Source organism: Thermosporothrix hazakensis, from assembly GCF_003253565.1.
In the GTDB taxonomy this organism is placed as follows: Bacteria; Chloroflexota; Ktedonobacteria; order Ktedonobacterales; family Ktedonobacteraceae; genus Thermosporothrix; species Thermosporothrix hazakensis.
Map to the genome: position 1 here is coordinate 131089 of NZ_QKUF01000015.1, position 25840 is coordinate 156928.

At 53.0% G+C, this 25840-nt stretch carries 21 protein-coding genes and 1 rRNA gene; 7 read left to right on the forward strand and 15 right to left on the reverse strand.

Annotated elements, in window-relative coordinates:
• Positions 1 to 72: 72 nt before the first annotated feature.
• The 6 genes from leuD to hppD form a co-directional block, all read right to left on the reverse strand.
• A complete protein-coding gene (leuD, locus tag EI42_RS19540; protein ID WP_111324316.1) occupies positions 73 to 702 on the reverse strand; it encodes a 3-isopropylmalate dehydratase small subunit in 630 nt (209 codons plus the stop codon).
• A gap of 18 nt (positions 703 to 720) precedes the next feature.
• Positions 721 to 2160, reverse strand: coding sequence for a 3-isopropylmalate dehydratase large subunit (gene leuC, locus EI42_RS19545; protein ID WP_111324317.1), 1440 nt, complete (start codon positions 2158 to 2160; stop codon positions 721 to 723).
• A gap of 222 nt (positions 2161 to 2382) precedes the next feature.
• Positions 2383 to 3597 (reverse strand): 2-isopropylmalate synthase, encoded by a 1215-nt coding sequence (locus tag EI42_RS19550; protein WP_111324318.1) that lies wholly within the window; start codon positions 3595 to 3597, stop codon positions 2383 to 2385.
• A 307-nt stretch (positions 3598 to 3904) separates the two neighbouring features.
• Positions 3905 to 5068, reverse strand: a complete 1164-nt coding sequence (locus EI42_RS19555) for a homogentisate 1,2-dioxygenase (protein ID WP_111324319.1) — start codon at positions 5066 to 5068, stop codon at positions 3905 to 3907.
• Positions 5069 to 5149: 81 nt separating this feature from the next.
• Entirely contained in the window at positions 5150 to 6046 is an 897-nt protein-coding gene (locus tag EI42_RS19560) for a fumarylacetoacetate hydrolase family protein (RefSeq protein WP_111324320.1), read from the reverse strand.
• Entirely contained in the window at positions 6046 to 7149 is a 1104-nt protein-coding gene (gene hppD / locus EI42_RS19565) for a 4-hydroxyphenylpyruvate dioxygenase (RefSeq protein WP_111324321.1), read from the reverse strand. The genes EI42_RS19560 and hppD overlap by 1 nt, the downstream gene beginning before the upstream one ends.
• A gap of 533 nt (positions 7150 to 7682) precedes the next feature.
• On the opposite strand from hppD, the gene EI42_RS19570 reads away from it, so the two are divergent.
• On the forward strand, positions 7683 to 8450 hold the full coding sequence (locus EI42_RS19570) for a Yip1 family protein (protein WP_111324322.1): 768 nt from the start codon (positions 7683 to 7685) through the stop codon (positions 8448 to 8450).
• 223 nt (positions 8451 to 8673) lie between these two features.
• Entirely contained in the window at positions 8674 to 9117 is a 444-nt protein-coding gene (locus tag EI42_RS19575) for an SRPBCC family protein (RefSeq protein ID WP_111324323.1), read from the forward strand.
• Between the two features lie 40 nt (positions 9118 to 9157).
• Here the strand turns inward: EI42_RS19575 and EI42_RS19580 are convergent, their stop codons facing one another.
• The 6 genes from EI42_RS19580 to EI42_RS19605 form a co-directional block, all read right to left on the reverse strand.
• Positions 9158 to 10405, reverse strand: a complete 1248-nt coding sequence (locus tag EI42_RS19580) for an FAD-dependent oxidoreductase (RefSeq protein ID WP_111324324.1) — start codon at positions 10403 to 10405, stop codon at positions 9158 to 9160.
• Between the two features lie 69 nt (positions 10406 to 10474).
• Positions 10475 to 11083 carry a TetR/AcrR family transcriptional regulator gene (locus EI42_RS19585; protein WP_111324325.1) on the reverse strand — a complete coding sequence of 203 codons (609 nt, stop codon included), beginning with the start codon at positions 11081 to 11083 and terminating at the stop codon, positions 10475 to 10477.
• Positions 11084 to 11440: 357 nt separating this feature from the next.
• Positions 11441 to 11677, reverse strand: a complete 237-nt coding sequence (locus tag EI42_RS19590) for a helix-turn-helix domain-containing protein (RefSeq protein ID WP_111324326.1) — start codon at positions 11675 to 11677, stop codon at positions 11441 to 11443.
• A 488-nt stretch (positions 11678 to 12165) separates the two neighbouring features.
• On the reverse strand, positions 12166 to 13857 hold the full coding sequence (locus EI42_RS19595; RefSeq protein WP_170142759.1) for a peptide ABC transporter substrate-binding protein: 1692 nt from the start codon (positions 13855 to 13857) through the stop codon (positions 12166 to 12168).
• A gap of 116 nt (positions 13858 to 13973) precedes the next feature.
• Complete coding sequence (locus tag EI42_RS19600) at positions 13974 to 15152, reverse strand: hypothetical protein (RefSeq protein ID WP_137686185.1); 1179 nt, start codon at positions 15150 to 15152, stop codon at positions 13974 to 13976.
• Positions 15133 to 15795, reverse strand: a complete 663-nt coding sequence (locus tag EI42_RS19605; protein ID WP_170142760.1) for a sigma-70 family RNA polymerase sigma factor — start codon at positions 15793 to 15795, stop codon at positions 15133 to 15135. The genes EI42_RS19600 and EI42_RS19605 overlap by 20 nt, the downstream gene beginning before the upstream one ends.
• 461 nt (positions 15796 to 16256) lie before the next feature.
• On the opposite strand from EI42_RS19605, the gene EI42_RS19610 reads away from it, so the two are divergent.
• A complete protein-coding gene (locus EI42_RS19610) occupies positions 16257 to 17120 on the forward strand; it encodes a DUF1028 domain-containing protein (RefSeq protein ID WP_111324330.1) in 864 nt (287 codons plus the stop codon).
• A gap of 6 nt (positions 17121 to 17126) precedes the next feature.
• Here EI42_RS19610 and EI42_RS19615 read toward each other — a convergent pair whose 3' ends face one another.
• Both EI42_RS19615 and EI42_RS19620 read right to left on the reverse strand, forming a co-directional pair.
• Entirely contained in the window at positions 17127 to 17693 is a 567-nt protein-coding gene (locus tag EI42_RS19615; protein ID WP_111324331.1) for an RNA 2'-phosphotransferase, read from the reverse strand.
• 72 nt (positions 17694 to 17765) lie between these two features.
• The gene (locus EI42_RS19620; RefSeq protein WP_111324332.1) at positions 17766 to 19571 is read right to left on the reverse strand and encodes an FAD-dependent oxidoreductase; all 1806 of its coding nucleotides are present in this window, start codon (positions 19569 to 19571) and stop codon (positions 17766 to 17768) included.
• A gap of 420 nt (positions 19572 to 19991) precedes the next feature.
• Here EI42_RS19620 and hutU point away from each other — a divergent pair, with 420 nt between their 5' ends.
• From hutU to queG, 4 genes are all read left to right on the forward strand, one after another.
• Positions 19992 to 21689: a urocanate hydratase gene (gene hutU / locus EI42_RS19625; protein WP_111324333.1), complete on the forward strand. Its 1698-nt coding sequence runs from the start codon at positions 19992 to 19994 to the stop codon at positions 21687 to 21689.
• A gap of 329 nt (positions 21690 to 22018) precedes the next feature.
• Entirely contained in the window at positions 22019 to 23059 is a 1041-nt protein-coding gene (locus EI42_RS19630) for an ABC transporter ATP-binding protein (protein ID WP_249033469.1), read from the forward strand.
• The gene (locus EI42_RS19635) at positions 23056 to 24108 is read left to right on the forward strand and encodes an ABC transporter permease (protein ID WP_111324335.1); all 1053 of its coding nucleotides are present in this window, start codon (positions 23056 to 23058) and stop codon (positions 24106 to 24108) included. Before EI42_RS19630 ends, EI42_RS19635 begins: the two co-directional genes overlap by 4 nt.
• Positions 24109 to 24112: 4 nt before the next feature.
• Positions 24113 to 25345: a tRNA epoxyqueuosine(34) reductase QueG gene (gene queG, locus EI42_RS33370; protein WP_111324336.1), complete on the forward strand. Its 1233-nt coding sequence runs from the start codon at positions 24113 to 24115 to the stop codon at positions 25343 to 25345.
• Positions 25346 to 25587: 242 nt separating this feature from the next.
• On the opposite strand, the gene EI42_RS19645 is transcribed toward queG, so the two are convergent.
• Positions 25588 to 25840, reverse strand: a 23S ribosomal RNA gene (locus EI42_RS19645); the annotation flags it as partial.

A 25840-nucleotide genomic window follows, 5' to 3' on the forward strand; every position in this document is an offset into this window, starting at 1 on the left:
GCCTTTACAACATTGTCACAAGCCAGAGGGAAAGGGTACCGACGCTGGTACCCCCTACCTTCTTCAAGAGCTTCAGGCACTGGTAGTTATATCAAAGAGCCAGGGTGCATCCTGCCTGCGGCGCTGCTCATAGGCTGCAATCTCATCCGCATGCGAGAGCGTCCAGCCGATATTGTCCAGGCCCTTGAGCATAGCATCTTTCTTAAACGCATCAATATCGAAATGGAGCACAGTGCCATCGGGCTTCACCACCGTTTGCGCTTCCAGATCAACCGTCAATTGATAGCCCTCGTTTGCTTCTACCTCTCTGAAAAGCTGCAACACCGTCGCTTCCGGCAACACGACAGGCAGAATTCCATTGTTAAAGCAATTATTGTAGAAAATGTCAGCGAAGCCAGGTGTGATAATAACCCGGAAACCATATTCCCGGATTGCCCAGGGAGCGTGCTCACGTGATGAACCACAACCGAAGTTCTTGCCGCTCAAGAGAATACTTGCACCCTGATAGCGGGGCTTGTTCAGCACAAAATCGGGATCGGGTTCACGCGTATCACCGATGTAGCGAAAGTTCGCAAAGAGCGCATCAGCAAATCCAGTTCGTCTGACAGTCTTCAGAAAGCGTGCAGGAGTGATCTCATCAGTATTGACATCGGTGCGATCCAGCGGCGCCACCAGCCCGGTATGTGTGATAAATGGTTCCATCTCTTCTGTTCCTCTCGCTTAAGAATGGACGGTGACAGGGGAAAGTTCGGCAGGTTGCCACTCACGAATATCAACAAAGTGCCCGGCAATCGCGGCAGCAGCGGCCATAGCCGGACTGACCAGATGGGTACGCCCACCACGTCCCTGACGGCCTTCAAAGTTACGATTGCTGGTAGAAGCGCAGCGCTCGCCCGCCTCAAGGCGATCACCATTCATTGCAATACACATACTGCATCCGGGCTCGCGCCACTGGAACCCGGCCTCACGAAAGATATCAGCAATGCCTTCCTCTTCAGCCATACGCCGCACGTTCATCGAGCCGGGTACCACCATTGCACGCACATGTGGCGCGACCTGCTTGCCCTTCACGTAACGAGCGGCAAGGCGCAGGTCTTCAAGCCGCGAATTGGTACAGGAGCCGATAAAGACCGTATCCAGTCGTATCTCGGTGATCTTCTGCCCCGGCTGGAGCCCCATATACTTCAGCGCACGCTCCATCGCCAGACGTTTGATCGGGTCCGGTTCCTCTGCTGGATCGGGCACAGCTCCGGTGACCTCAACGGCCATACCGGGCGTTGTACCCCATGTCACCTGTGGAGCCAATCCCTCAATCGAGACCTCATAGACGGCATCGAATTGGGCATCGGGATCACTGGCAAGCAGCCTCCAGGCAGCAACGGCTCGCTCAAACAGCTCGCCTTCAGGCGCGTAGGGCCGTCCCTTGATATAGGCAAAGGTTGTCTCATCAGGGGCGACCATCCCGGCCCGCGCGCCCGCTTCAATCGCCATGTTGCAGAGCGTCATGCGCCCTTCCATCGAGAGGCTGCGCACGGCAGAGCCACTAAACTCGATGACATGACCTGTTCCAACATTGGTCCCGAGCTGCTGAATAACATACAGGGCAATGTCTTTGGCCGTGACGCCGGGAGAGATCGTGCCTTCAATACGAATATTCATTGTCTTCGGCTTTTTCTGTAAGAGGCACTGCGTTGCCAGAACATGTTCAACTTCACTGGTGCCAATTCCGATCGCGAACACACCAAAGGCGCCATGCGTCGATGTATGAGAGTCACCACAGACAACTGTCATGCCGGGAAGAGTGATTCCCAGTTCTGGTCCGATAATATGAACAATTCCCTGACGCTGATCCTGCATGTTAAATAGAGTGATACCAAAATCACGGGCATTCTGCTCAAGAGTGGTGATACAGACTTCGCTGTCCTTATCAATGACGTCGAGCATGCGCCGCCCCTGCACCGTCGGCACATTATGATCCAGAACCGCAATGGTAGCATCGGGCCGCCGAACGGGTCGTCCTGCCGCACGAAGCCCGGCAAATGCCTGCGGGGATGTTGCTTCATGCACCAGATGACGATCAATATAGATCACCGGGGTTTCGCCCGGCACGTCGCGTACTACGTGAGCATTCCAGATCTTGTCAAACATGGTTTTTGACATAGTGGTCTTCTCCGTAAGAGCAAAGAATGATAAGCCAGACACAGCGTGTGAGGCCAGAACCAATACCAGAAAAGTGGGATCGTCTCTGTTCCCGGTTAGAAACAGGCCTATTACTTATTATATGCCAATCATTCTCGGAGCGCTAGAAAACAGGCAGGTTCTTTTATCGCGAGCAGGACAAAAGAAATGCGCGATCAAGAATCTTTTGCCCTGCTCAAAGCGCTAATCCGCAGTCTCAACGTTCAGCGAGGATTGTACGGTAGCAGAAGCAGCGGTACGGCCCAGTGCGGTTTCGGCGATATAGCGCATGTCCAGTTCTTCGAGTGTCTTTTTCTTACCAAGCAACAGTTTCGCCATCTCAAAGGCGCGTTGCAACTGTGCCTGCTCCAACTCATACCCGAGCTCACGCAACTGATGAGCAAGCGCAGCCCGGCCCGAGAGCTTCCCCATCGAGATACGACGTTCGTTCGCGCTCAAGCCAACCGATTCGGGGGTCATGATCTCATAGGTACGCGCATCCTTGAGCACACCATCCTGATGAATGCCACCGCCATGACTGAACGCGTTGCGCCCAACAACCGCCTTCGTCCATTGTGGTTGCATACCTGAATACTTCGCCACCAGACGGCTGACAGACGCGATTTTGGTCGTATCAATATGCACATCCATTCCCAGATCAGCGCTACGGGTGCGAATCGCCATAATGACCTCTTCCGAAGCAGCATTGCCCGCGCGTTCACCCAGACCATTGATACAACTATCCACGCGTTCCGCCCCGTTGCGCAGCGCCTCCATCGCATTCGCAACCGCCATTCCCAGATCATCATGGCAGTGCGCGGAGATACGAAGTGTGGGGAACTCGCGCTTGACAGAAGCAACCAGTTGACCGAACTCCCAGGGAAGCGCATAGCCGACAGTATCGCAGAGCGTCACAAAGCGCACCCCTTCTTTCACCAGCGCCTCACAGATCTCAAGGACAAAGTCCTGTTCGGTTCGCGTGGTATCTTCAAGGGCAAAGTCGATATTCTCGGTATACTGGCGCCCATGAGCTACGGCAACTCGGGCGAGCTCAAGTACTTCTTTGCGGGATTTTCCCAGTTTGATTTCACGATGAAGCGGAGAGGTGCTGATAAACGGCTGAATGGCCGGTTTAGCGGCGCGTTTCACCGCGTTCCAGGCACAGTCGATATCGTCGAGATTGGCACGAGCAATTGCGCACACCTCTGATTTCTGAACCTTTGTTGCAATCAGGTGAACCGCTTCAAATTCGCCCGGGGAGGAAATCGGAAAACCACAATCCAACGTATCAAACCCCATCTCCTCCAGTGCCAGAGCAATCACGAGCTTTTCGCCGGGGAAATAGTTCACGCCGGGTGTCTGCTCGCCATCGCGCAGGGTCGTCTCATAAAACTTGATAATCCGTGGTTCCGTAGTCATAATCAGGCCACTCCTTTGTGAAAAACACTACCTGATCTCACCGAGTTTGGGTGCCAGTAGCGGGACATACTACGACAGAGCGCGTACTATTTTTCAGTTACCCGGTTACTATACCTCATCGTACAACTACACACTTAAAAATTGTACCATGCTTTCTTAAATCATTGTATAGTTACAGATGGAGAAAATCATATACTGAGGAAGGGAAAGCGAATTTCATTGGAAGAGGGAACATCAATCGCAGAAAGGTGGGGAAAGGCGCCAGAGAGAAAGGCGCAAGGGAAATCTCCTCGCGCCTTCCGGGTCTTCAGGAAATCCAGCTATACGGGTAGTTTGGATCGTCGACGGACTGTGCCGTTGTGGTAAGCTTCAGGGGATGGAAGGTATCTATCATGACGGCCATCTCCTCAGTTCGCTCCGCGCCGAGACTCTTTTCCACGGCGCCCGGCTGTGGGCCGTGAGGAATACCCCGCGGATGCAGCGTAATCGAGGCCACTTCCACGCCTCGACGGCTCCCGAAGTTCCCGTTGACATAATAGATCATCTCATCACTATCGATATTGCTGTGATTATAGGGCACAGGGATCGACAGCGGATGATAGTCCAGCTTGCGCGGCACAAACGAGCATACTACAAAGTTTGGACCTTCAAACGTCTGATGCACAGGTGGCGGCTGATGCACGCGTCCGGTGATAGGCTCAAAATCATGAATATTGAAGATCCAGGGATACTCGTAGCCATCCCAACCAACCACGTTCAGGGGATGATGGTCAAACCAGTAGCTCGTAAAGGTATTGCCGACCTTTAAGCGGACCTCGAAGTCGCCTGCTTCAAGGTGCGTTATCAGCTCTTCCGGACGCCGAATATCGCGCTCGCAATACGGGGCATGTTCAAGCATCTGCCCGTACTGGTTGAGATAGCGCTTCGGTGGAACCAGCGAGCCCCGCGCCTCGACAGCGAGGAAGACCGTCTCCGGGCTATCGGCTTCGATCAAGAAGCGGAACGTCGTTCCCCGAGGAATAATGATATAGTCGCCCTGGTGGTAGGGAAGCAACCCGAAGTTCGTTTCCAGCGTGCCATGTCCCTCATGGACAAAGTACATCAGATCGTTTTCGGCATCGCGGAAGTAATAGTTCATCGGCTCCGTCGGCTTGGCAACACCGATCACCACATCATCGTTATACATCAAAGCCTGGCGCCCGAACACAGGATCTCCCCCACGAGGCAACTGCGCGGTTTTGAAATGGTGATGCCGCTGATAGCCTTCATCCCAGAGTTCGTGCCGGGTCGGAGGCGTATATTTTTCCACCTTTTTCACTGCGGTTGGCGGATAGTGATAATACAGGATCGAGTAGTTCCCGGAAAAGCCTTCAGTCCCGAAGACCTCTTCAGCATACAGACCACCATCAGGCCTGCGAAACTGCGTATGTCGCTTTGGCGGAATCTGCCCCAGGCGATGATAGCTAGGCATTAGAAACCTCCTGAGTTGTCGATCAACCAGAAAACAGGGAGGGCCGCCCTCATAGCAGCCCTCAAACGAAACACCGGGCCTTTACCCGACCGTATTCCGTAACACTCCTATACCTTCAATTTCCATCTCTACAAGATCACCGGGTTGAAGCCAGCGGTGCACCTCAGTACCCAGTTCAAGAATGCAGCCGGTTCCGACCGTTCCTGAGCCGAGCACATCACCAATCCGCAACCGCGTATTCCGGGAAGCATACGCGATCATTTGAGCAAAACTGAAGTGAATGTCTTTGAAATTGCCCCGTGAGATCTCACGGCCATTGATACGCGTAATCATCGGCATATCATACCGTTCACTCGCACCGGAGCCGGTTCGACGCGTCTCCAACTCATCAGGAGTGACAAGGAAAGGGCCAAGCGAAGTCGCAAAGTCCTTACCCTTGCCAGGGCCTAGATTCAGTTTCATATCCTTGCGCTGGAAATCCCGGGCGCTCCAATCATTCATGATCGTGTAGCCCGCGATATACTGCGCGGCATCTTCAACCGGGATATCTTTTCCCTCTTTGCCAATCACACAGGCAATTTCGAGCTCAAAATCCAGTTCCTGAGATCCACGCGGATAGGGAACCACGCTCTCAGGCCCATAGATCTCGCTCGTGTTGGAAAAGTAGAACGTCGGGATCTCGTACCATTCCGGGATCATGCCCAGACCACGCTTTGCCCGAGCCGCCTTCACATGCTGCTCGAAAGCATAGAAGTCACGCAGAGTGGGCGGTTCTGGCACGGGCGCAAGTAACTGGACCGCATCTAACTGATCTGTTGCTTTGCCGCGCTCTCGGGCCTCAGCAGCCCGTTCAAGCCCGGCAGGATCCCGCAACAGCTCCAGGAGATCGGGATAGGAGACACTGGCAAGCGCCTGCTCGTTCAGCATCACTCCGGCAAACGTTGTTCCATCAGCACGACGAAAGGTAACCAGCTTCATTAGAGATTGCCTCGCAGCGCCTGCTCGCGCTCCAATGCTTCAAAGAGCGCCTTGAAGTTGCCGTCGCCAAACCCTTTGGCTCCCTTGCGCTCAATGACTTCAAAGAAGACCGTGGGCCGGTTGCCAATCGGTTTCGCAAAGATCTGCAACAGGTATCCCTCATCATCACGATCAATCAGGATGCCCTGCTCGGCCAGATCTTCGAGGCGCTCATCAATCTTGCCCACACGATCAAGAATGGTATCGTAATAGGTCTTCGGCGTTGCCAGGAACTCAACCCCACGCGCCCGCAGCTCAGCAACAGTGGAGACAATGTCACTGGTATTCAATGCGATATGCTGCACGCCAGGACCACGATAGAAGTCCAGATACTCTTCAACCTGTGACTTCCGACGACCCACAGCCGGTTCATTGATGGGGAACTTGACGCGACCGCTTCCGTTCTGCATGACCTTTGACATCAAGGCAGAATACTCGGTGCTGATCGTCTTGTCATCAAAATGGATCAACTGCGTAAAGCCCATCACCTTCTCAAAGAAGGCAACCCATTCATCCATCTTGCCAAGCTCAACGTTACCAACCATGTGGTCGATGGCAGCAAGACCGGCAGGGCGTGCGCGGCGCGGCTGCTCCGAGGGAAGCGGCTGGAAGCCCGGCATAAAGACGCCATTGTAGTCGTTCCGCCCCACAAAGGTGATAATCGTGTCGCCGTAAATGGCGATCGAGGAGAGCGTGACTGAGCCATTATCATCTTTGAGCGTATGCGGCTCGGCAACACCCTTCGCCCCTCGTGAGGTTGTTTCCTTATACGCCTGGGTGGCATCATCAACACGCAGGGCAATCACTTTGACACCATCACCATGCAGCTTGATCTCTTCCGCCATCGCGCCCTCGGGCCCATAGGGAGAGGTCACGACAAAGCGAATGTTCCCCTGCTCAAGTACATAACTACAATGATCGCGTATTCCGGTTTCCAGACCCGCATACGCTATCGGCACAAACCCCCATGCATGGCAAAAATAGTAGGCGGCCTGTTTGGCGTTACCAACATAGAATTCGACGTGATCGAAGTTCTTAATTGGCAAGAAATCCTGTTCTGTCATGGATGTGATCCCCTTTTTTTCATCCTGCTTCTGGCCCTTGCACCAGAAACAGACAACACCAAACAACTCAACACTTCGAGCGGGGCACGTCCGGGGATAAAGGGCAGACTGAGACAGCCCTGAATTTGCTTCACCCTGGCACCTCAGGCAAAGCTGTTGCTATGCGTTTTACCCGAAACCCCCTTGTTTCGTTGCACCACAACTCCGTGAGAAAGCAAAGTTTCCTGCTTCTTCTGTCATTATACGAAACCAGGAGTCAAAAATGCAAGCAGCTCATCCCCTGGCAAATGCAGGCAAGCGGCGATCCTTTCTTAAACAGGGGTATTGACCTTTTGTCAGGGAATGATTGCATATATTTCACGGTTCTCGTTCAATTAGAGAAGAAGCAACAGTTTTTGAGCTACCCTTCTTCCTGGTGAGCTTGCCGCCTACAGGCTAAGGAATACTGAGCCGTGGGAAATAGCTACCTGAATACGCCAAAAAGGGGTACAATAAGAGGAAAGTGATAAGGGCTCAGCAAGGAGATTTTTTGTATGTCGTATCATCCCCCGTCGGGACCAAATCGACCCAATCAGCAGTATCAGCAACCCTATTTTACCTATCAGACGCCTCCTGTAGTTGAGGGACCGGAACCAGAAGCCGCACTCTCTTTGCAGGAGTCTCTTCGTCAGCTCCCTGCGCAATGGCGTAAGGTGCTCTTTCGCCCTGGAGCGCACAGCTTTGCCGAGGAAAAGAGCAAAGCAACCTGGGATTCTGTCTGGATACAACTGCTGCTTTACAGTATTATCAGTGGTCTGCTTGCCTATCTTGCAAGTCTGCTCTTGCCAAATGTCAACAGCGTCTATCAGACAAATACGATCCTGCAATTGCTCCCACAGGGCGCGCGTCAGCTTTTCTATTTACTGGCAGCCAGTATGCAAAGCGTGATGGTTCCCATTTTGTTCTTTCTCTGGAATGGTATTGTTTTTGGCTGCGTCCGGCTGCTTCTGGGTGGTAAAGGGTCATTCCTGCAACAATGCTATACGTCGCTTCTCTTCACAGTGCCTCTGGGGCTACTAACCGATATCATCTCCCTTATTCCGGTCGTTGGCTCTATTGTTTCGGCAATCGTAGGGCCCGCATCATTTATTTATGGTATCGTACTGACCATCTTCTCCTTGATGGCGGTTCATCGTTTCAGTGGCGGTCGCGCCAGCACTGCGGTGTTCCTACCGGTCGGTATTCTTTTTATCCTGTCCTGCCTGCTGATACTGATACTTGGCTCACTCGTCGCGGCCTTTGGCCTGTTTGCGGCCTTCTAAGATGGCTGCGTGCTTGTATTACCGGGAAAAGCAGCAACAGTACTATTTAGCCGATACATTGAACCGCTTCCATATGCCCCTTATAATAAAGACCTGACTGCTGCGTTTGTTCGAGGAACATTCAGACAAACGCAGCACTATTCGGGAAACGATTTGCAATAGCACTCTACCAAATACTTCTGCGCATTCTTGATCGTAGAAGAAGTCATCAGGAGAAATAGACATGCAATTTCAAGGTAGTCGTAAGCTGAATGCGTCACCCGACGCAGTATTTCAGGCACTCCTTTCCCCCGAGAAGCTGAAGAACAGCATTCCCGGTTGTGAACACGCAGAATATGTTGATGAGGGCGACAGCCGCCAGATCAAGCTGATCGTCACCCCTAACCTGCCGGGCCTCAAAGGGGCCTATAAAGTGCTTGTTCAGCCAGCTGACGTAGTTCAGCCCTCGCACCTCGTCTATATTGCCGAGCCGTCCAGCTCTATTGGCAGCATCAAGGCGCGTTGCACCATTGATCTGACCAATGATGCAGGCGGAACTCTGTTGAACTATGATGCACAGGCCACGCTCTCAGGTAGCCTCGGCGCGATCCCCGAGATGATTGTCAAGCCAGCCGTCAAGAGCGCCCTTGAGCATTTCTTCAAGAACCTTGAGAAGCAGATTGGCTAACGCAGTGGGAAGGGGAGGGACAATCCCTCTCCAGCCCCTGCTATCGGACATGGACCTGTGTCAAACCGATCAGCAGTATGCGCATCGGCAGAGCACGCACTACAGGAAGACGCGTGAAGAGTCGCAACACCTTCGCGCTCCCGCTTCCCTTTCCTGTGCGCACAATACGGCCCAGAACCTCATCTTGCACCATATTTTGCAGCGTCTGGACCGCGATCGTAGGGAGCATTCGCTTGCGCTGTACCCGCGCCAGATCCTCCGCCCGAATCCGTCCGGTTTTGAGCCTTGTGGCCAGAACATTCGCCGCAACCACCGCATCCTGAACTGCATAGTTGATTCCCGTCCCTCCAACCGGTGACATCACATGAGCGGCATCCCCGATCATCAGGAGCCCGGGCCGATACCAGCGCCGCAGCCGGTTTGCCTCAACCGAAAGAACCGAGATCTGTTTCCAGTCCTGCAACACCTGCACTCGATCAGCCAGTTCAGGCGCGACCTTCACAATTGTCTGCCGAAAGTGCTCAAGCCCCTGAGCATGAAGCTGCTGATATGAGCCTTTGGGAATTACATAGCCTATCTGCCAGTGATCGTGACGAGCCAACATTACAAAAATGACCCGCCCCTGTACCCGGCCCATTGCCTGTTCGGTCTCCTCAGGATGACGTGGGAGACGGAACCAGAGGACATCAATTGGCGCCGAGCTTTTCGTTGGCTGAAAGCCAGCCAGACGACGCACACGAGAAAAGCGCCCATCTGCTCCAACAGTCAGATCAGCGCGGATCTCATGCCAGCCATCACGGCCCCGATAGCGAACCCCTCGAATGACTCCCTGTTCCTCAAGCAGACCATCCACTTGAGCGTTCATTATCAGGCGAAAGGTGGGATAACGCTGCGCTTCTTGAGCCAGAAACCCGAGAAACTCCTTCTGCGGAATTAAGGCCACAAAGGGATATTTCATATGCAGACGTCGAAAGTCGACAAGCGGAAAGCGCATTGCCCCTGCCTGGATGCTCCCGCTAAAGGCACGCGAATGATGCAATTGCTGCAACATCGGTTCAGTCAGCCCGATCTCATCGAGAATAGAGAGCGTCGAGGGGTGCACGGTATCGCCACGAAACTCACGGTCAAAGTCAGCATGCGCCTCTACCAGGAGCACACGAATCCCCTTGCGGGCCAACAATAAGGCCAGAATCATTCCGGCAGGGCCAGCACCTACAATGCAGCACGTCGTCTGTTCCACACTTTGGATGGTGGGTTGTGATGTACTCTGCTGTTCTGAAGCGTTCATCCTGGATGCTCCTTTGCATACCCGCCATTATTAATTAACTGGTTAATTAATAATTAACACAAAAATGGACTACCGGGGCAATAACCCCTGTAACGTCACGTCTAGAATAGAATCTACAAGCTGTTCCCGCGTATATTGGAGCGCCTGGGGATCGTGAAAAATGTGGCGCCGCAATACTGAGCCTATAACACACCCCATCAACGTTTGAGCAGCCAGACGTGGATCTGCTTTGCGGATCTTCCCAATGCTCATTTGCCGCTCAAAATAAGAGCTTAAAAAAGTGATCTCCTCATCAATAATGCCAGAGCCAACCGGCTGCATGGCCGGGTTATAGAGTATTTCCGGTAACACCGTTCGCACAATCTTGATAAACTGCTCGCCCTCAATGATATGCAACACATTCAGCAGCAGCGACCGCAAAAACACCTCGGGCGGCTGCTCAAGCTCTGTAGGAGAGGTCGCCCGAACAACGCGCAAGGGAGAACGCTCATTGATAATCGCCTGCAATAACGCCTCTTTACTCTCAAAGTAATGATAAATCAGCCCGGGCGTAATGCCAGCTTCGAGGGCAATGTCCTTGTTGGTTGCCCGGCTATAGCCCTTGTGAGCAAAGACATTCATTGCAGCATCTATAATTTGTTCGCGTCTATCTTCAACAACTTTTGGTGTTCTCGCCATTTGCGCCGCTCCAGATTGTTAATTGTTCGATCAATTAAAGTATACCACCGGGCAGAGAGAGACGTCAAGGTGAGCAGGAAGGGGGAATAGAAGCGGCATTGCCCCGGGCTGCCCATTCCATAAACCGCACCTGTTCGCCACCAGCTTCCCGGTTCCACACCTGCGTTTATGCTTCCCCGCTTCCATCCAATGCAGCCTGTTAGCAAACCGTGATTACCACAAAGAGGATGTAAATGATATATATAATTGCTCAGGGCTCCTCAGGAGAGGATGCCCTTTTATCGGGTACTCAACTTGATTGTTTCTATAGGGGGAACCCCCCACTCGTTCGCTTCAAGTGACGTTCAACATCGGGTGTCATGAAATAGAACGAGACAAAGAGACTAACTCAAAGGTCGGAACTTCGAGCACACGAGCCAACATCCGCAGATGATAGGGCTGTGCCTGTACGCGACCGGTTTCAAGGGAAGTAATAGTATCCCGGCGTAAGCCAGTAAGATCGGCCAACTGACCGAGGCTCAAACCTCTACGCTGACGCAGGATACGGAGGTTAGGGAGACCACGAGAACGTGTCTTGGAAAGCATTTGCTTCATATTCCTCTCCTTTGAGGTCGGGATCTACTTCATCGTCAACATTGCCAACGAAGTGTCTGAAATGGAGAACATATGAATTCATCCATTATTCAGACGTATCCCTATGACTACCCATAGCATACCAGATGACAAGGGATATTGTCCAGTAACAGCGTGTAGCATCTCACACCATCCTGCTGGTATCCGGGAGTCCCCTCAACAACTAATAGCGCCAGTTTGTTTCAGCTACTCATAGTGTTTTACGTCGCAAGCCGGATAAAGGTTGCAGCCATAAAAAAGCGATCCAGGATACCCACCATCAGAGCCCCCACTGTAGACCCGCACCACTTCTTAACATCAACCCCCATAACTTGGATGGCTTGTCCAACAACACTCTCCACTAAAAGATATCGCAGCAATAAGCAAAATGTGACAAAATTGTTTATTGCTGCGACATCGTAGGCCCTGTTTGCTGTCCGTTAGTAGTTATACACGGGTCCGGTTAAATCTCAGTTAGAATCTACCCACCAATCTGCAATATTCCACAAATTGAGAACAGGATCTGCGTGCGGCATTACGTTTCTGGTTCCCATGCGCACAAGCATTCTGTTCTCTTCGCTATAGAGCGGAACCGTATAGACCTGCTCGGCGACACGATGGAGAAAGCGCTGATAGGCCGCCTTCCTCGCCTGAAAGGTTATCGCGGCGCGTCCCTGCTCAAGCGCCGCATCAAGCTCTGCATCGCGTACACGTCCATAATTCAGCGCCTCTGGATGCTGTACTGAGGGAACCTGTGACGAATGAAAGACCGCATACTGATCGTCGGGTTCTGGCCCGAGAGAAGAGGCAAAGAGCGCCAGATCAAAGGCCCCGCTTGCCAGCACACCGCCCCGCGTTAACCCACCGAATAGCTTCCCCGCACTGACATAAACCGGCTCAAGCTGAATACCGATCGCCCGAAAAGCCTGCTTGATGGTCTCTACAAGCGGCCTGCGCTGCGACGTCGTCACCAGGCGCAATGACAGCGTTTCCTCTCCCCGCCGGAGCAGGCCGTCTGGACCTTGTTTCCAACCACTTTCAGCCAGTAAATGGAGCGCGCCTTGCTGATTGTATGGCACGCCTGGTAATGATGGATCAGCATAGAGAGAGGGGGGCGGCTCAACCTGGTTCACCCGCCGTGTACAATCGTTCTGTTTGAGCTGCTTCTGAAGCAATGAACAGACATCCAGCGCGGCCTGAAGCGCTTTCCGGACTCGAAGATCCTGCAACAATGGCTTTTCCAGGTTAAAATCAAGGTGTTCATACGAGGCTGCCCGTATCGTCATCTGCTGCATCTGTGCGCCGCCCGGCGACAATGCGCCCTGAATGACCGTCACCGTGCCAGCCTGAAGCGCTCTCTGCATGGCAGCCTCATCAGAGTATACCTGATAGATCAGGCGCCTGAGATAGGGACCATGAAAGGTCGAAGACGCATATCGCTCATGGGGAACCAGCACATAGCGTTCCGTCCCTTCAACATGATCCAGCTTATAGGGTCCGCTGGTCACTGCCGGATACTGAATCACGGTTTTGGTATTCTGTAACTCGATCGGGGGGAGCTTGCCCCACACATGTTCAGGGGCGGCATAGGGAAGATAAAAAAGGTAGGGGCCGAACGGGCGCTTCAGGTGTAACACAACCGTATACCGATCGGGCGTCTCGATGTCCGCGATCATATCATAACCACCAGTGATGGTGGCACCCGTCTCCCGCTGTTGATTCAGGCGCCACCAGAAACGAAAATCGCCCGCCACAATAGGCTCGCCATCTGACCAGAACAGGTCCCGCCGCAGATGCAGAATGACCTTTTTACCGCCATCCTGTACGCCCCCATTTTCTGGCAGCGGCACTTCAAGCAATTGGTCGGGGAGAACATGAAACTGCCGATCAAATACCACGGGGCGTCCCCAGAGAGCGGAATTCAGCGTGAAATCACCAGCAGTACTGGCAAAAAGTGGATTCGGCGCTGCGGGAGCATCAAGCGTCCCAACCGTCACTTCTCCGGTCCGAGCGGGAGCAGGAGTAGCCGTATAAGAGCCCAACAAGGGAGAAGAGACAGGTGAGGGCGTATAGGGAGGCGGGTCCATGCAGGCGGATACACCCACAAGAACCCCGAGCAGAAGCCCAAGCGAGAAGAGTTTCTGCCAGAGAGAGCAATGCACGCTAAGACCTCCTCCATGAGAAAAGAGCCAACAACAATCGTTGCTCTCACTATACATACAAAAAGGACGCCATTGCTACATGGCGTCCTGATCGCATGCATTCCCTTGAAAGGATATTAGCGGACCCTGTTAGAAGGGTACGGTGGATAGTCTGGCGGTGGGACAATCAAATACGGACCGTCAGAACTATCCGAATCAACCAGTTGTGCGTTTTGCATCCAGGATGGATAATCAAAGGTCTGCCAGATATGATTGAAGGGAGCGTTGTACCGCAAAGCCGCCTCAACATCGAACGGCTTTAAGTTCTCTGCAATCGAGACCAATCGATCCTGGGTTACTCCATCACGAACGTCGCCCTGAATCCAGAAAATGACTCCATTTTTTTCAAAAATAAGCTCGGAATATCCGTTATATACCCATTTATGAGCATTAGAGTCCTGCAAGGGCATCCATTTGCCATTCACAATAATAGCGGCTTTGCCATCAGGGCCCACCTTTAGCTCGTGAACCGAGCCAAGCGAGACACTTTGTACCACCTTGACACGGGGCTTAAATTGCCAGATGGCAATTTCACCCACGCCATGTGGCTTGATGCCCGGGCGGTTATACGTTGCCACCAGTTTCAGGATCGGACCATCAGTCCACTCCTGCCCGGGTCGCTGAATTAAACTCACGCTTTCGGTGTGGAAATTGGGTGGCCATTCAAAAGCATAATAGAAAGGGAAGTGGAGTAACCGCTGCACGTCAGGCAGACTGAGATGTTCGGGTTCATCAGTTGTCTTATGTTCTGATTGATGTGATACCTCCGTTTGAGGAGTGTGAGACTGAACCACGCCGGTGTGAGGACCAACAAATAGAAAGAGTAAGCCATTCGCAAAGGCATTGCCGGTAGCAAGCATTGATACCAGCATAAATAACAGACAGGCCATCCCAAAGGCGACCAGAGAGCGATGGAGATGAAGGGGTGGAAGCAACGAAGGAAGCCGCCACCTGTTTCGTTTAGCAGAGCGAAAGAGTCGACGTCGCAACTTTAATCGACGGAAGACACGCGCTTGTGTTCTTTGCTCTAACCCCCTGGGTGCCTCCTGATACCTGGTATTATCGGCATCCAACAGTGTTTGAGCAAAATAGGGAGGCAATTCATCCTGATCAGCAGGAAAGAGCGTGCCCAATTCTCGGGCAAAAGCAAGGTCTTCTTCTGAAAAGTCCTCAGGAAGTCCCTGAGCCCGCAGGCACGAATCAAGCCAGGCGTCATCGTCGTTGTGCAATCGTCTGTCAAATTCGCTCATACTCATGTGCATGCTCCTTGAGCGCCTCACGTAAGCTTTTCCGCGCTCGCCAGAGACGAGTATCTACTGCATGCCGGGTCAGTCCGGTCTTGGCAGCCAGTTCCTCGGTACTGGCGAATCTGAAATACCGCTGATAGATCAAGTAGCGGTCCAGCTCAGGCAACGTCGCCAAGGCAAGGCGCAGTTCTTCGCGCCTTTCACTTTGCTCTAGCAGATGTTCCATACTGGCTTCAGGATGTGGGGGAAGAGCCACTCTGCTCTCGTGTTCATAGCCCCAACCAGAAGACTTACGGCCACCGCCATCTGACGAGTTCCATTGACGATTCTCATCAGCCGATTGCAAATTATGGGCCTGTCGTCGACAGAGTTGACGTCGACGATCCAGGGCGATATACTTCGCCCGCATGGTCAACCAGGTACGCAGTGTGCCGCGGCTGGCATCGAAGGTATCAATCTCCTGCCAGACGGCGACAAAGAGGTCATTGACACATTCCTCTGCGTCCTGAGCGACGCCGATACCGTCTAAGACGATACGGATAAAATAAAACACTTCACGCGAATACCGGGAGATGAGAGTTTCCAAAGCGTCCGGGTCACGTTCATACAACCGTCGGGCAAGGTCATCATCTGACCAATCATGTCGCACCATCTTCGCTCCTCGAAGACCTGTGTACATCTTGACTTTCGGGCAAGTCCGCCCCTGAAAAGAACCACCCAGACTACTTAAGACCTGCCGAGGAGGAGGAAAAGTCGAAGATATACCTGATCCAATGGTACACTCGCCTTTCCATGTATATACGTCGATCAAGATGTATATCTCTCATGGAAAAAGGCTTTTTTCAATTTTGCGTAAAAGATAGACAAAAGTCAAGAGTTTCTATCCACGAAATTGAGCATCCGGTTCTAAAAATCGAGTACTTTCCTGTTTTTTCCGCCTGCATCACTCCCCCCAATTGGGCCAGACACACGGAGAGAACCCGAATATATAGGCGGTGCTGTGTATTAAGAACAAACGTCCTGCTATGATCTCCCTTCTTCCTGTATCTCTTTCTATATTTGCATGCTATAATAGCACCATATTCTTATTTCGTACATGGGGGGTTTTCGTAAATGACATACTCAATTGTTGCCCGTGATTCTCAAACTGGCGAGCTAGGGATAGCTGTTCAATCACGCTTTCTCGCCGTTGGTTCCGTTGTTCCCTGGGCAAAAGCAGGAGTAGGAGCCATTGCCACCCAGGCTTTTGCGAACACCAGCTATGGACCGGAGGGACTGGCCTTGCTGGAAAGCGGTCTTTCTCCTCAGGAAACGCTGGAACAGCTTCTCCAGCGCGATGCGGACGCCGCTGAACGACAGGTTGGCATTGTGGGAGCAACCGGCACACCAGTGACCTTCACCGGTGATCATTGTTTTTCCTGGGCAGGCGGCAAAACAGGCGAGCACTACGCCTGTCAGGGTAATATTCTTGTCAGCGAAGAGACCGTGCTTGCGATGGCTCATACCTTTGAAACAACTGAAGGTCTGCTCTGCGATCGACTGCTTGCGGCCCTGGCCGCGGGTCAGGCTGCCGGAGGAGACAGCCGCGGCCAACAATCAGCCGCCTTGCTGGTCGTGCGAGAAAAAGGCGGCTATGGCGGTTTTAACGATCGCTTTATCGATCTCCGCGTTGACGATCACCCCACTCCAATTGAAGAGCTCAAGCGCCTGCTTCAGTTGCATAAACTGTATCTTTTCCCTCCTGATCCTGCCGATATCCTTCCCATTGACCAGACGATTGCCCATCAGCTTCAAATCATGTTACAGGCCACTGGCGATTATCACGGTGAGCTTACTGGCGTCTATGATCAGGCGACACAGGAAGCATTCGAGCATTATATTGGACGTGAGAATCTTGAGGAACGCTGGTTCAAAGATCAGCGCATTGATCGAGTCGTGCTTAACTATATGAAAGAGCACATCCAGATCGTCAAATAAGCGCCATCAGGCTCTCTGTTTCCGGGCTTGAGGAGGAAATTCAAGATAACGTGCCGGGATCGGATCGGAGAGCCAGATAGCGTCATTGCCAGGTGCAAAGAAGATTCCATCTTCATAGGCCGCTCGTGAGCGCACCACAAGCAGCACCGGGGTAGAGGTACGGCGGAGCGCCACCATGCGAGCAGTCTCACGCTCCTCGGAGAGGTGAACATACTGCCTTCTCATTGGACGCAAGCCCTGTACCTGAATGATACGAGCCGCTTCGGGAGTTGTCCCGTGATAGAGCAGTGTGGGCGGAAGGGCCGCTTCACGCTGTATTTTCGTGGGGAGGGAATGGCCATAATACGCTCTGATCCTGCCATCTCGAAGCTCGAAGCGCTGCTTATCCGCGTTCTCCATCACCATATGTATGGTATCTTCTCCGATATGGCGCCATTCCGCACGTCTCTTTCGCAGCGCCGCAAGCAAAGCATCCAGCGAGACCCACCCTTGCACATCAAGCTGTAAGCCAAACTCATCGGGATGGTGTCGCAAAGCGTATGAGATTGTTTTACTCAGACGTTTCAGATCCATTACGCCCCCTCATTTCAGACAAAGAAAGGGCACTTCTCAAGAGAGAAGCACCCTTTCCCGCGCATTCTTCTTTTAGACATTGAGTACCGGGATCTTGGAGACACTCCAACGCTTGTTCGGGCTGGAGACCTCGAACTGGATCATAGAGATTGCATCTGTCGGGCAGCGCACAACACAGAGGCCACACCGGATACACTTCTCTTCATCGATGATCATATCGGCACCACCGCGCCAGGTCTCGGTTCCCTGATGCATCGGGTCACCCTTCACCACGCGTGAGAGGCCTTCCATGCTGATACAGTCATAGGGGCAGATATCGACACAGCCAGAACAGAGAATACAGATCGAGGGGTCGATCATAATATTCAACTGACACTGCAAACAGCGTCTCGCCTGTACCACAGCCTCCTCTGGGGAGTAACCGATTTCGGTTTCGCGTGTATGGCTGTAGCGATCCTTCAACGGCAGCGAAGGAATTAACTGATGTGGAATGGACTCATAGTTGTCGACCATACCACGGCGATAGTCGGGTAGTTCAATCTCGACTGGAGGTTCAGCCGGGATATCCTCACCACCAAGATAGCGGTTAATCGCACCAGCAGCATCGCGTCCGTCACCGATCGCGGAAATCAGGTTACGAGCGCCCTGAGTGTAGTCACCGCCGGCGAAGAGGCCAGGGTAGCTTGTCATCCAGGTCTCATAATCGATCAACGGCACGCCCCATTTGTTCACCTCAAGCCCGAGTTCCTCGGCCTGAAGCCAGGAGGTGTCGCTATACTGACCGAAGCAGGGCACCACCGTATCAACCTCAATCTCAAACTCGGTTCCAGGGATTGGAACCGGGCGGCGGCGACCGCTGGCATCGGGGTCACCAAGCTTGTTACGGATAAAGCGAATGCCACTGACATGGACACCATCCTTTGAGGTGACTTCGGTCTGCGAAACGAGGTACTGGAACTCAACGCCTTCCAGCTTCGCCTCATCAACCTCGTACTCATCGGCGGGCTGCTCTTCTTCGGAGCGGCGATACATAACGTAGACCTTCTCCGCACCAAAGCGAATCGCGGTACGGCAGCAGTCCATAGCCGTAAAGCCAGCGCCGATAATGGCCACTCGCTTGCCGATAAAGGCAGGCTCACCGAAGTTCGTCTTATCCAGCAGCTTAATGCCGTCTTCGACGCCGAAGAGGTCTGCGCCCTTCACCACTTTCCCATCAGGGCCGGTCATCGGGTTCGGGATGTAACAGCCAGCGCCGATAAAGACCGCATCATATTCTTTCAGCAGATCAGTCAACTGAACGTCACGGCCAACCCGGGTATTGTATTTCACCTCAACACCCAGATCCTCCATGTACTCGTCACACTCTTCGCGAGTGATCTCACGCGGCAAGCGCCATACAGGAATACCGTTGATCATCACGCCGCCAGCGACCGGATACTGCTCATAAATGGTGACTGGATAGCCCATTTCACGCAGATCACGGGCACAGGCCAGACCAGCCGAGCCGGCGCCAACAATCGCAACCTTTTTATCTTTCGTAATAGGAGGAGGATCGGCATGATGGCGATATTCGCGATGGTCGGCTGCTGCACGCTTCAGCCAGCAGATCGCGATCGGTTTTCCATCAACCTTGTTACGACGACACACCGGCTCACAGGGACGCGCACAGGTACGACCGAGGACACCGGGTACGACGTTCGCTCTGCGGTTCAAAAGATAGGCTTCGTCAAAGCGGGCCTGAGAGATCAGGCCGATATAGGTGGCGACGTCCGTATGTGCCGGACAGCCAACCTGACACGGTATATTTGTTTGATACCAATCTGGCGTTGTAATTACAGATTGATACCTGGGTTCCAATTCGCTATCGGGATCAATCATAGAGCTAAGTCCTTTCCTGAGCAACCTGCGCTTCTACCCTCTTAGCTACGGTCTGAGCACGTGCAACAGGGGAGACATGAAGGCCTACCCCTCGCGGGCGGCCCCTTTGTTTATTGCTAAATAGATTTCGCAGTGTAACAGGCACTGCACAGAATCAATAATTGCTTCTATTTTCGGTACGTTATAAGCACATGCAGAGCTACTTTTCCTCGTCAGATTATAGCATACGGCGTTAAGACCAAACAAGGTAGAAGCAGGCAGCAAAAAGGTATTCCGAGAGACCAATGCGAGAACAACAATAGCCCTGGCTTACCTCTGACGGAGATTCCTTCTTCGGCATGGCCCATCGCGCCCGGATACGGTATACTCATTACAGACTTCGCATTTTACAATCCATCCAGAAGAAAGGAACAGAAAGCTATGCCCAATAATGGACAGGCATCTTCAGCAAAGACGCCGAAGACGTCAGGACCACGTACGGTACACGCGCCTCGCGGCACCACTCTGAGCTGTAAAGGCTGGCAGCAGGAAGCTGCCATGCGCATGCTCATGAATAACCTGGACCCGGAGGTCGCGGAGCGCCCTGATGATCTCGTGGTCTACGGAGGAGCGGGACGCGCCGCTCGTTCCTGGGCGGCCTTCGATGCTATAGTACGTTCCCTCCAGCAACTTGAGAATGATGAAACTCTCCTCGTTCAATCCGGGAAACCGGTTGGTATTTTTCGCACTCACCCCGATGCGCCCCGTGTGCTGATTGCTAACTCAAACCTCGTCCCCCATTGGGCCAACTGGGATGAGTTCCGCCGTCTTGAGGCGCTTGGCCTGACAATGTACGGTCAGATGACTGCGGGATCATGGATCTATATTGGCTCTCAGGGCATTGTGCAGGGTACCTATGAGACCTTTGCTGAAGCCGCACGCCGCCATTTTGGAGGATCGCTTAAAGGGAAGTTTGTCCTCACCGCAGGCCTCGGCGGTATGGGTGGCGCTCAGCCACTTGCCTGCACAATGAATGGGGGCGTCTGTCTGGCCGTAGAGGTCGACGAAAGCCGTATCCGCCGTCGTCTCGAAACAGGCTATTGTGACGAGATTGCAAGCACACTCGATGAGGCGCTGAACCAGGTTCGCGAAGCCTGCGGCCAGGGGCAGCCACTCTCTATCGGCCTGATTGGGAATGCCGCTGAAATTTATCCTGAACTGGTTCGTCGGGGGATCATCCCGGATATGGTAACTGACCAAACGTCGGCTCACGACGCACTCAATGGCTATATTCCCGCTGGCTACACGCTCGAAGAGGCAAATAAGCTGCGCGAACGCGATCCACAGGAGTATATCAAGCTGTCTCGCGCCTCTATGGTCACTCACGTACAGGCCATGCTGGAAATGCAAAAGCGCGGCGCTGTTGTCTTTGACTATGGCAACAATCTGCGTGGTCAGGCATTGGAGGCCGGAGAGAACCATGCAATGGACTTTCCGGGCTTCGTTCCTGCGTATATTCGCCCTCTCTTCTGCCGCGGCAAGGGACCATTCCGCTGGGTCGCCCTCTCTGGCGATCCTGAGGACATCTACCGCACCGATGAGGCGCTGATGGAGCTCTTCCCGGAAAATGAGTCTCTGCATCGCTGGCTCAAGATGGCCCAGAAAAAGATTCACTTCCAGGGCCTTCCCGCCCGTATTTGCTGGCTTGGTTATGGCGAACGCGATAAGGCGGGGCTCAAATTCAATGAGCTGGTCGCAAAAGGGATCGTCAAGGCTCCTATTGTTATCGGACGTGATCATCTTGATAGTGGTTCGGTTGCTTCGCCCTATCGTGAGACGGAGGCGATGAAAGACGGCAGCGATGCCATTGCGGACTGGCCGTTGCTCAACGCGATGCTGAACACCGCTTCAGGCGCAACCTGGGTCTCCCTCCATCATGGCGGAGGTGTCGGTATTGGCTACTCCATTCATGCTGGACAGGTCATTGTCGCTGATGGAACACCGGAGGCCGCCGCACGCCTGAAACGTGTGCTGACCAACGATCCCGGAACCGGCGTGATGCGTCATGTCGATGCCGGTTATGATGAAGCAATTGACTGCGCCAGGGAGCTTGGTGTACAGATTCCTATGCTCGACTAAAAACCCACTTTATAGCAGCAGGGAGGACAGTTCTTGTTCTCCCTCCTTTTATACTTATTTCTCGGTGAACTGCATTCTATCTCTTTCCTGATGATATATACAAGAACCATATAACACCACACGCCTTCTTTTCCTTTTTATTCTTCTACATTCTGTGCCCTTTTGACATAAGAATGACTTGCCAGGAACAAAGAAACCATGCATACTAGGCACATACACCGTAACGAACCGCTAGTCAGAAAGTGTCAGCACACAACACATTGTGTGTACTGCTTTCCAGGGACAAGGAGCTATAAAGAGAGCTTATGTCATCCCTTTACGATAGAGATGTGATTATTCGGACAGATAGATTAACCAAAGCATTCGGGAAGCTCGTTGCCGTGAACGATCTGCATTTGCAGGTTATGCGAGGCGATGTCTTCGGTTTCCTCGGGCCAAATGGCTCCGGCAAAACAACGACGATCCGTATGCTACTTGGCCTGATTCGCCCGACAGCGGGCCGGGCCATCCTCTTTGGCATGGATACCGCCCTTCAGCTCTCGGATATTTTGCAGCGGGTCGGCGCGATTATTGAAACGCCCGTCTTTTATCCCTACCTTTCCGCGCTCGACAATCTGCGTGTGACCGCGGCTGCCTCCGGGATGATGTCGGGAAAGTCAAACGATCGCCGCCTTGCCGAAGTGCTCGACATCGTTGACCTGAGCGCTTATCAGAAGCTCCCGCTGCGCAAATACTCGTTAGGCATGAAACAGCGTCTCGGCATTGCTGCGGCTCTGTTACATGACCCAGAACTGGTGCTACTGGATGAGCCAACAAACGGACTCGACCCGGCGGGTATGGTTGAGATCCGGCGGCTGATTCAGCGCCTTGCGGCATTGGGAAAGACCATCTTCCTTTCGAGCCACATCCTGAACGAGGTGCAGCAGGTCTGTAATCGGGTTGCCATTTTACGAAAAGGAAACCTGATTATGCAGGGAAATGTCAATGAACTGCTTCAGGGCAATGAAGAGATAGAGCTTCGCCTGGATACAGCAGAAGAGTGCCAGCAAGCGCTTCAGCTCCTTGAAAAGGCCCGGCAAGAAGATTTGAACTGGATTTCTTCCGTCCAGCAAGTGCCCGAAAAGGATACCATGCTCATACTGAAAGCGCCAGCAAGTCATTCATCCTCAATCAATGCGTATCTGGCAAGGCATCAGCTTTTCGCAGCCGAACTACAACCGCGAATCGGCAGTCTGGAAGATCTCTATCTGGAACTGACAACCCCTACAGCTGGCACAGGCCATACTGGCATGGAGGCCCTGGCGAGCGGTCCTATCAAGCGCGTCGTTCCTTCAAAGAAATCAGGGGAAGGGAAGAAAGAAGAAGTATGACAACACAACCACCAGCTCGCACCAATCCTCCAGCCCTCATTCGCCGGGATACTGTTGTGATGGGACGCGCAGATTATCTCAGTACGGTGCTGCGTTTAATCGGAGTTGAACTGTATAAATTTCGACGGCGTCCCATGTCAAAGGTGCTGCTGCTTATCGGTATTCTCTCTATGATCATCAGCTTTGCCTTTAAAGGGGGACCGGCGATTTTTCTGGCTCATACGCCAACTCGAAACCTGCTGCCGCCCGACTGTTCAAGCGTCGAAACAACCATTGATTGTTTGAACCATGAACCCACCCGAGAAGAACTGAATCTGGCAGAGGCGGAGAGACAGCGCCGATTGCAGGAATATGCCAGCCTGCTCAGCCTGCCAGGCTCAATCGAAGGAGTCACTCAAACCATCCAGCTTGTTGAACTTATCCTTTTTATTATTCTGGCTGGAACAATTGTCGGGGGCGAATACAGCGTCGGCACTGTGCGCCTGATGCTCACCAGAGGGCCAACACGCACACAATTCTTCCTCGCGAAAGTTGGCGCAATCCTGATCTATGCCATAGTGGGAGTCGGCATTCTCTTTGTGGTTGGTATTCTCTCAAGCGTGGTGCTTTCGGTGCTGGCAAACATTCCCCAGAGCCTTGCATTTCTCTCCGGGCCGTGGTTGTTCAATTGCTTCCTCTATATTCTTGCCACGATCCTCTATACCTTTACCTACTGCATGCTTGCGCTCTGTCTGGGAACCCTGGGAAGAGCCACCACAGCAGGCGTCGCAGGCGCGCTCGTCTGGTGGGTCGTGGAAAGCGCCATACAGAGTATCATCCTGAATCTCCCGAATTTTCATGGTATCATAGGAGCAGTTCTAGAAGTGCTCCCGGGCTATTTTATGGCAAATAATCTCTCAGCACTGATCCAGAATCGCTCATCGTACCTTTTCGGGAATCAGCCGTCGCCGCTTCCGGACCTGCACGCGCTCCTGGTGGTTGCCTTCTATCTGGCACTCTTCCTTCTTCCAGCGTGGTGGGCCATCAGGCGACGAGATATTACGAATTAACACTATGTTAGATACACAGACTATCAAAGAACAAGCATACGCGCTTGGTTTCGATATAGCAAGGGTGACAACTGCACAGCCCTTTCCAGAGGCTAAAAAGGTCATCAAAGAGCGTATCGGACGCGGCCTGATGGATGGTCTCTCCTGGTTCACAGCCGAGAGGGCAGATGTCTCCTGTCATCCCGAAGCGCTTTTGCCTACAGCGCAATCTATTATCTCTCTGGGCATGGTCTACCTGACGGAGATGCCCGAAAATGCACATGAAGGCACACCCCGAGGACGAATCGCTCGCTATGCCTGGGGAGATGACTATCACGATATCATAAAGCCCAAACTCAAGCAGTTTGCCGAATGGCTGCGCGAATACGCTCGTTCAGAGGTCTCGCAGGAGGATTTTGAAACGCGCCTCTTTGTCGATACTGGACGCATGGTTGATCGTGCGGTGGCCCAACGGGCCGGGCTTGGCTGGTATGGCAAAAACACCAACATCCTTACCCACGGTTGGGGCTCATGGCTCTTTCTCGCTGAGATCGTCACGAATTTGCCTCTGACCCCAGACGAGCCGCTCAAGGCGAACTGCGGAAACTGTGAGATCTGTTTGCATGCCTGCCCGACCGGGGCGCTTCCCAATCCCTATGAACTGGATAACACCCGCTGTATCTCGTTTCTGACAATTGAGCTACGGGGCAGCATTCCCTTAGAACTGCGTCCGCTTATGGGGACATGGATCTTTGGCTGTGATATCTGCCAGGAAGTCTGCCCGGTTAATAAAGTAGCAGAGCGACGACTAGGTGTTCGTCAGGAAGGGCAGAAACAGATGATCGCAGTTGATAGCATCACGCGCAGAAAGAGCGGTCCATTCCAGCCACATCAGGAGTATCGCGTACGTCCGGCAGTCGGCAGTACGCCTGAACTCCTCCCACTGCTTGAGCTGAGTGAGGAAGAGTTTCGTGAGCGTTTTCGTCGAAGCCCTATTAGACGAACCAAGCGCCGCGGCTTATTGCGCAACGTTTGTGTAGCGCTAGGCAATATCAGAGATCCACAGGCAGTCCCGGCGCTGATCAAGGCGTTGCATGATGATGATCCGTTAATCAGAGGTCACGCCGCCTGGGCACTTGGCCAAATCGGAGGCGAGCAGGCAACCAATGCCTTGCAGGAACGCATGCAGACAGAGGAAGATAGTGAGGTGCAAAAAGAGATCCGTTGTGCTCTCACGGAACTGGTAGCTTCCTCTTAATAAGGAGGAAGCGCCTTTGTTCTTTGTACACAACAAAAAACCACCGCTACGTTTTTGTAGGGTGGCAATTGTCAGTTATCACATGCGCAGTATCTAAAGGCGATGACATATGGTTCATCGTTTTTAGATATGTTTACTACACCTGAAAAAGTAGTTACCTCAATTTTGCCGAACTGTCATCGATGCTGCACCCGCTCGGACACCTTCCTCTGCACCACTTCCCCTCACCTGCGAGGCTCCGATTCAACAAGCCGTTCGACCATTAGTCCCGTTCCGCTTCGCCTGTTACCAGACGTCCACGCACGGTCTATCTACCAGATCTTCTTTCTGGGGTCTTGGCTCCCTCCTCTCGGAGAGAGCGGGAAGACTCTTCTTGGGGTCGGCTTCGCGCTTAGATGCTTTCAGCGCTTCTCCTTTCTTGACGTAGCTACTCAGCTCTGGCCCAGGCAGGCCAACTGACGCACCAGCGGTCAAGCCATCTCGGTCCTCTCGTAC

What these genes read in the sequence shown, in the direction of transcription:
- leuD (WP_111324316.1), bottom strand. Translation starts at nt 702, where the DNA reads ATGGAACCATTTATCACACATACCGGGCTGGTGGCGCCGCTGGATCGC.
- leuC (WP_111324317.1), bottom strand. Translation starts at nt 2,160, where the DNA reads ATGTCAAAAACCATGTTTGACAAGATCTGGAATGCTCACGTAGTACGC.
- EI42_RS19550 (WP_111324318.1), bottom strand. Translation starts at nt 3,597, where the DNA reads ATGACTACGGAACCACGGATTATCAAGTTTTATGAGACGACCCTGCGC.
- EI42_RS19555 (WP_111324319.1), bottom strand. Translation starts at nt 5,068, where the DNA reads ATGCCTAGCTATCATCGCCTGGGGCAGATTCCGCCAAAGCGACATACG.
- EI42_RS19560 (WP_111324320.1), bottom strand. Translation starts at nt 6,046, where the DNA reads ATGAAGCTGGTTACCTTTCGTCGTGCTGATGGAACAACGTTTGCCGGA.
- hppD (WP_111324321.1), bottom strand. Translation starts at nt 7,149, where the DNA reads ATGACAGAACAGGATTTCTTGCCAATTAAGAACTTCGATCACGTCGAA.
- EI42_RS19570 (WP_111324322.1), top strand. Translation starts at nt 7,683, where the DNA reads ATGTCGTATCATCCCCCGTCGGGACCAAATCGACCCAATCAGCAGTAT.
- EI42_RS19575 (WP_111324323.1), top strand. Translation starts at nt 8,674, where the DNA reads ATGCAATTTCAAGGTAGTCGTAAGCTGAATGCGTCACCCGACGCAGTA.
- EI42_RS19580 (WP_111324324.1), bottom strand. Translation starts at nt 10,405, where the DNA reads ATGAACGCTTCAGAACAGCAGAGTACATCACAACCCACCATCCAAAGT.
- EI42_RS19585 (WP_111324325.1), bottom strand. Translation starts at nt 11,083, where the DNA reads ATGGCGAGAACACCAAAAGTTGTTGAAGATAGACGCGAACAAATTATA.
- EI42_RS19590 (WP_111324326.1), bottom strand. Translation starts at nt 11,677, where the DNA reads ATGAAGCAAATGCTTTCCAAGACACGTTCTCGTGGTCTCCCTAACCTC.
- EI42_RS19600 (WP_137686185.1), bottom strand. Translation starts at nt 15,152, where the DNA reads ATGAGTATGAGCGAATTTGACAGACGATTGCACAACGACGATGACGCC.
- EI42_RS19605 (WP_170142760.1), bottom strand. Translation starts at nt 15,795, where the DNA reads ATGGTGCGACATGATTGGTCAGATGATGACCTTGCCCGACGGTTGTAT.
- EI42_RS19610 (WP_111324330.1), top strand. Translation starts at nt 16,257, where the DNA reads ATGACATACTCAATTGTTGCCCGTGATTCTCAAACTGGCGAGCTAGGG.
- EI42_RS19615 (WP_111324331.1), bottom strand. Translation starts at nt 17,693, where the DNA reads ATGGATCTGAAACGTCTGAGTAAAACAATCTCATACGCTTTGCGACAC.
- EI42_RS19620 (WP_111324332.1), bottom strand. Translation starts at nt 19,571, where the DNA reads ATGATTGATCCCGATAGCGAATTGGAACCCAGGTATCAATCTGTAATT.
- hutU (WP_111324333.1), top strand. Translation starts at nt 19,992, where the DNA reads ATGCCCAATAATGGACAGGCATCTTCAGCAAAGACGCCGAAGACGTCA.
- EI42_RS19635 (WP_111324335.1), top strand. Translation starts at nt 23,056, where the DNA reads ATGACAACACAACCACCAGCTCGCACCAATCCTCCAGCCCTCATTCGC.
- queG (WP_111324336.1), top strand. Translation starts at nt 24,113, where the DNA reads ATGTTAGATACACAGACTATCAAAGAACAAGCATACGCGCTTGGTTTC.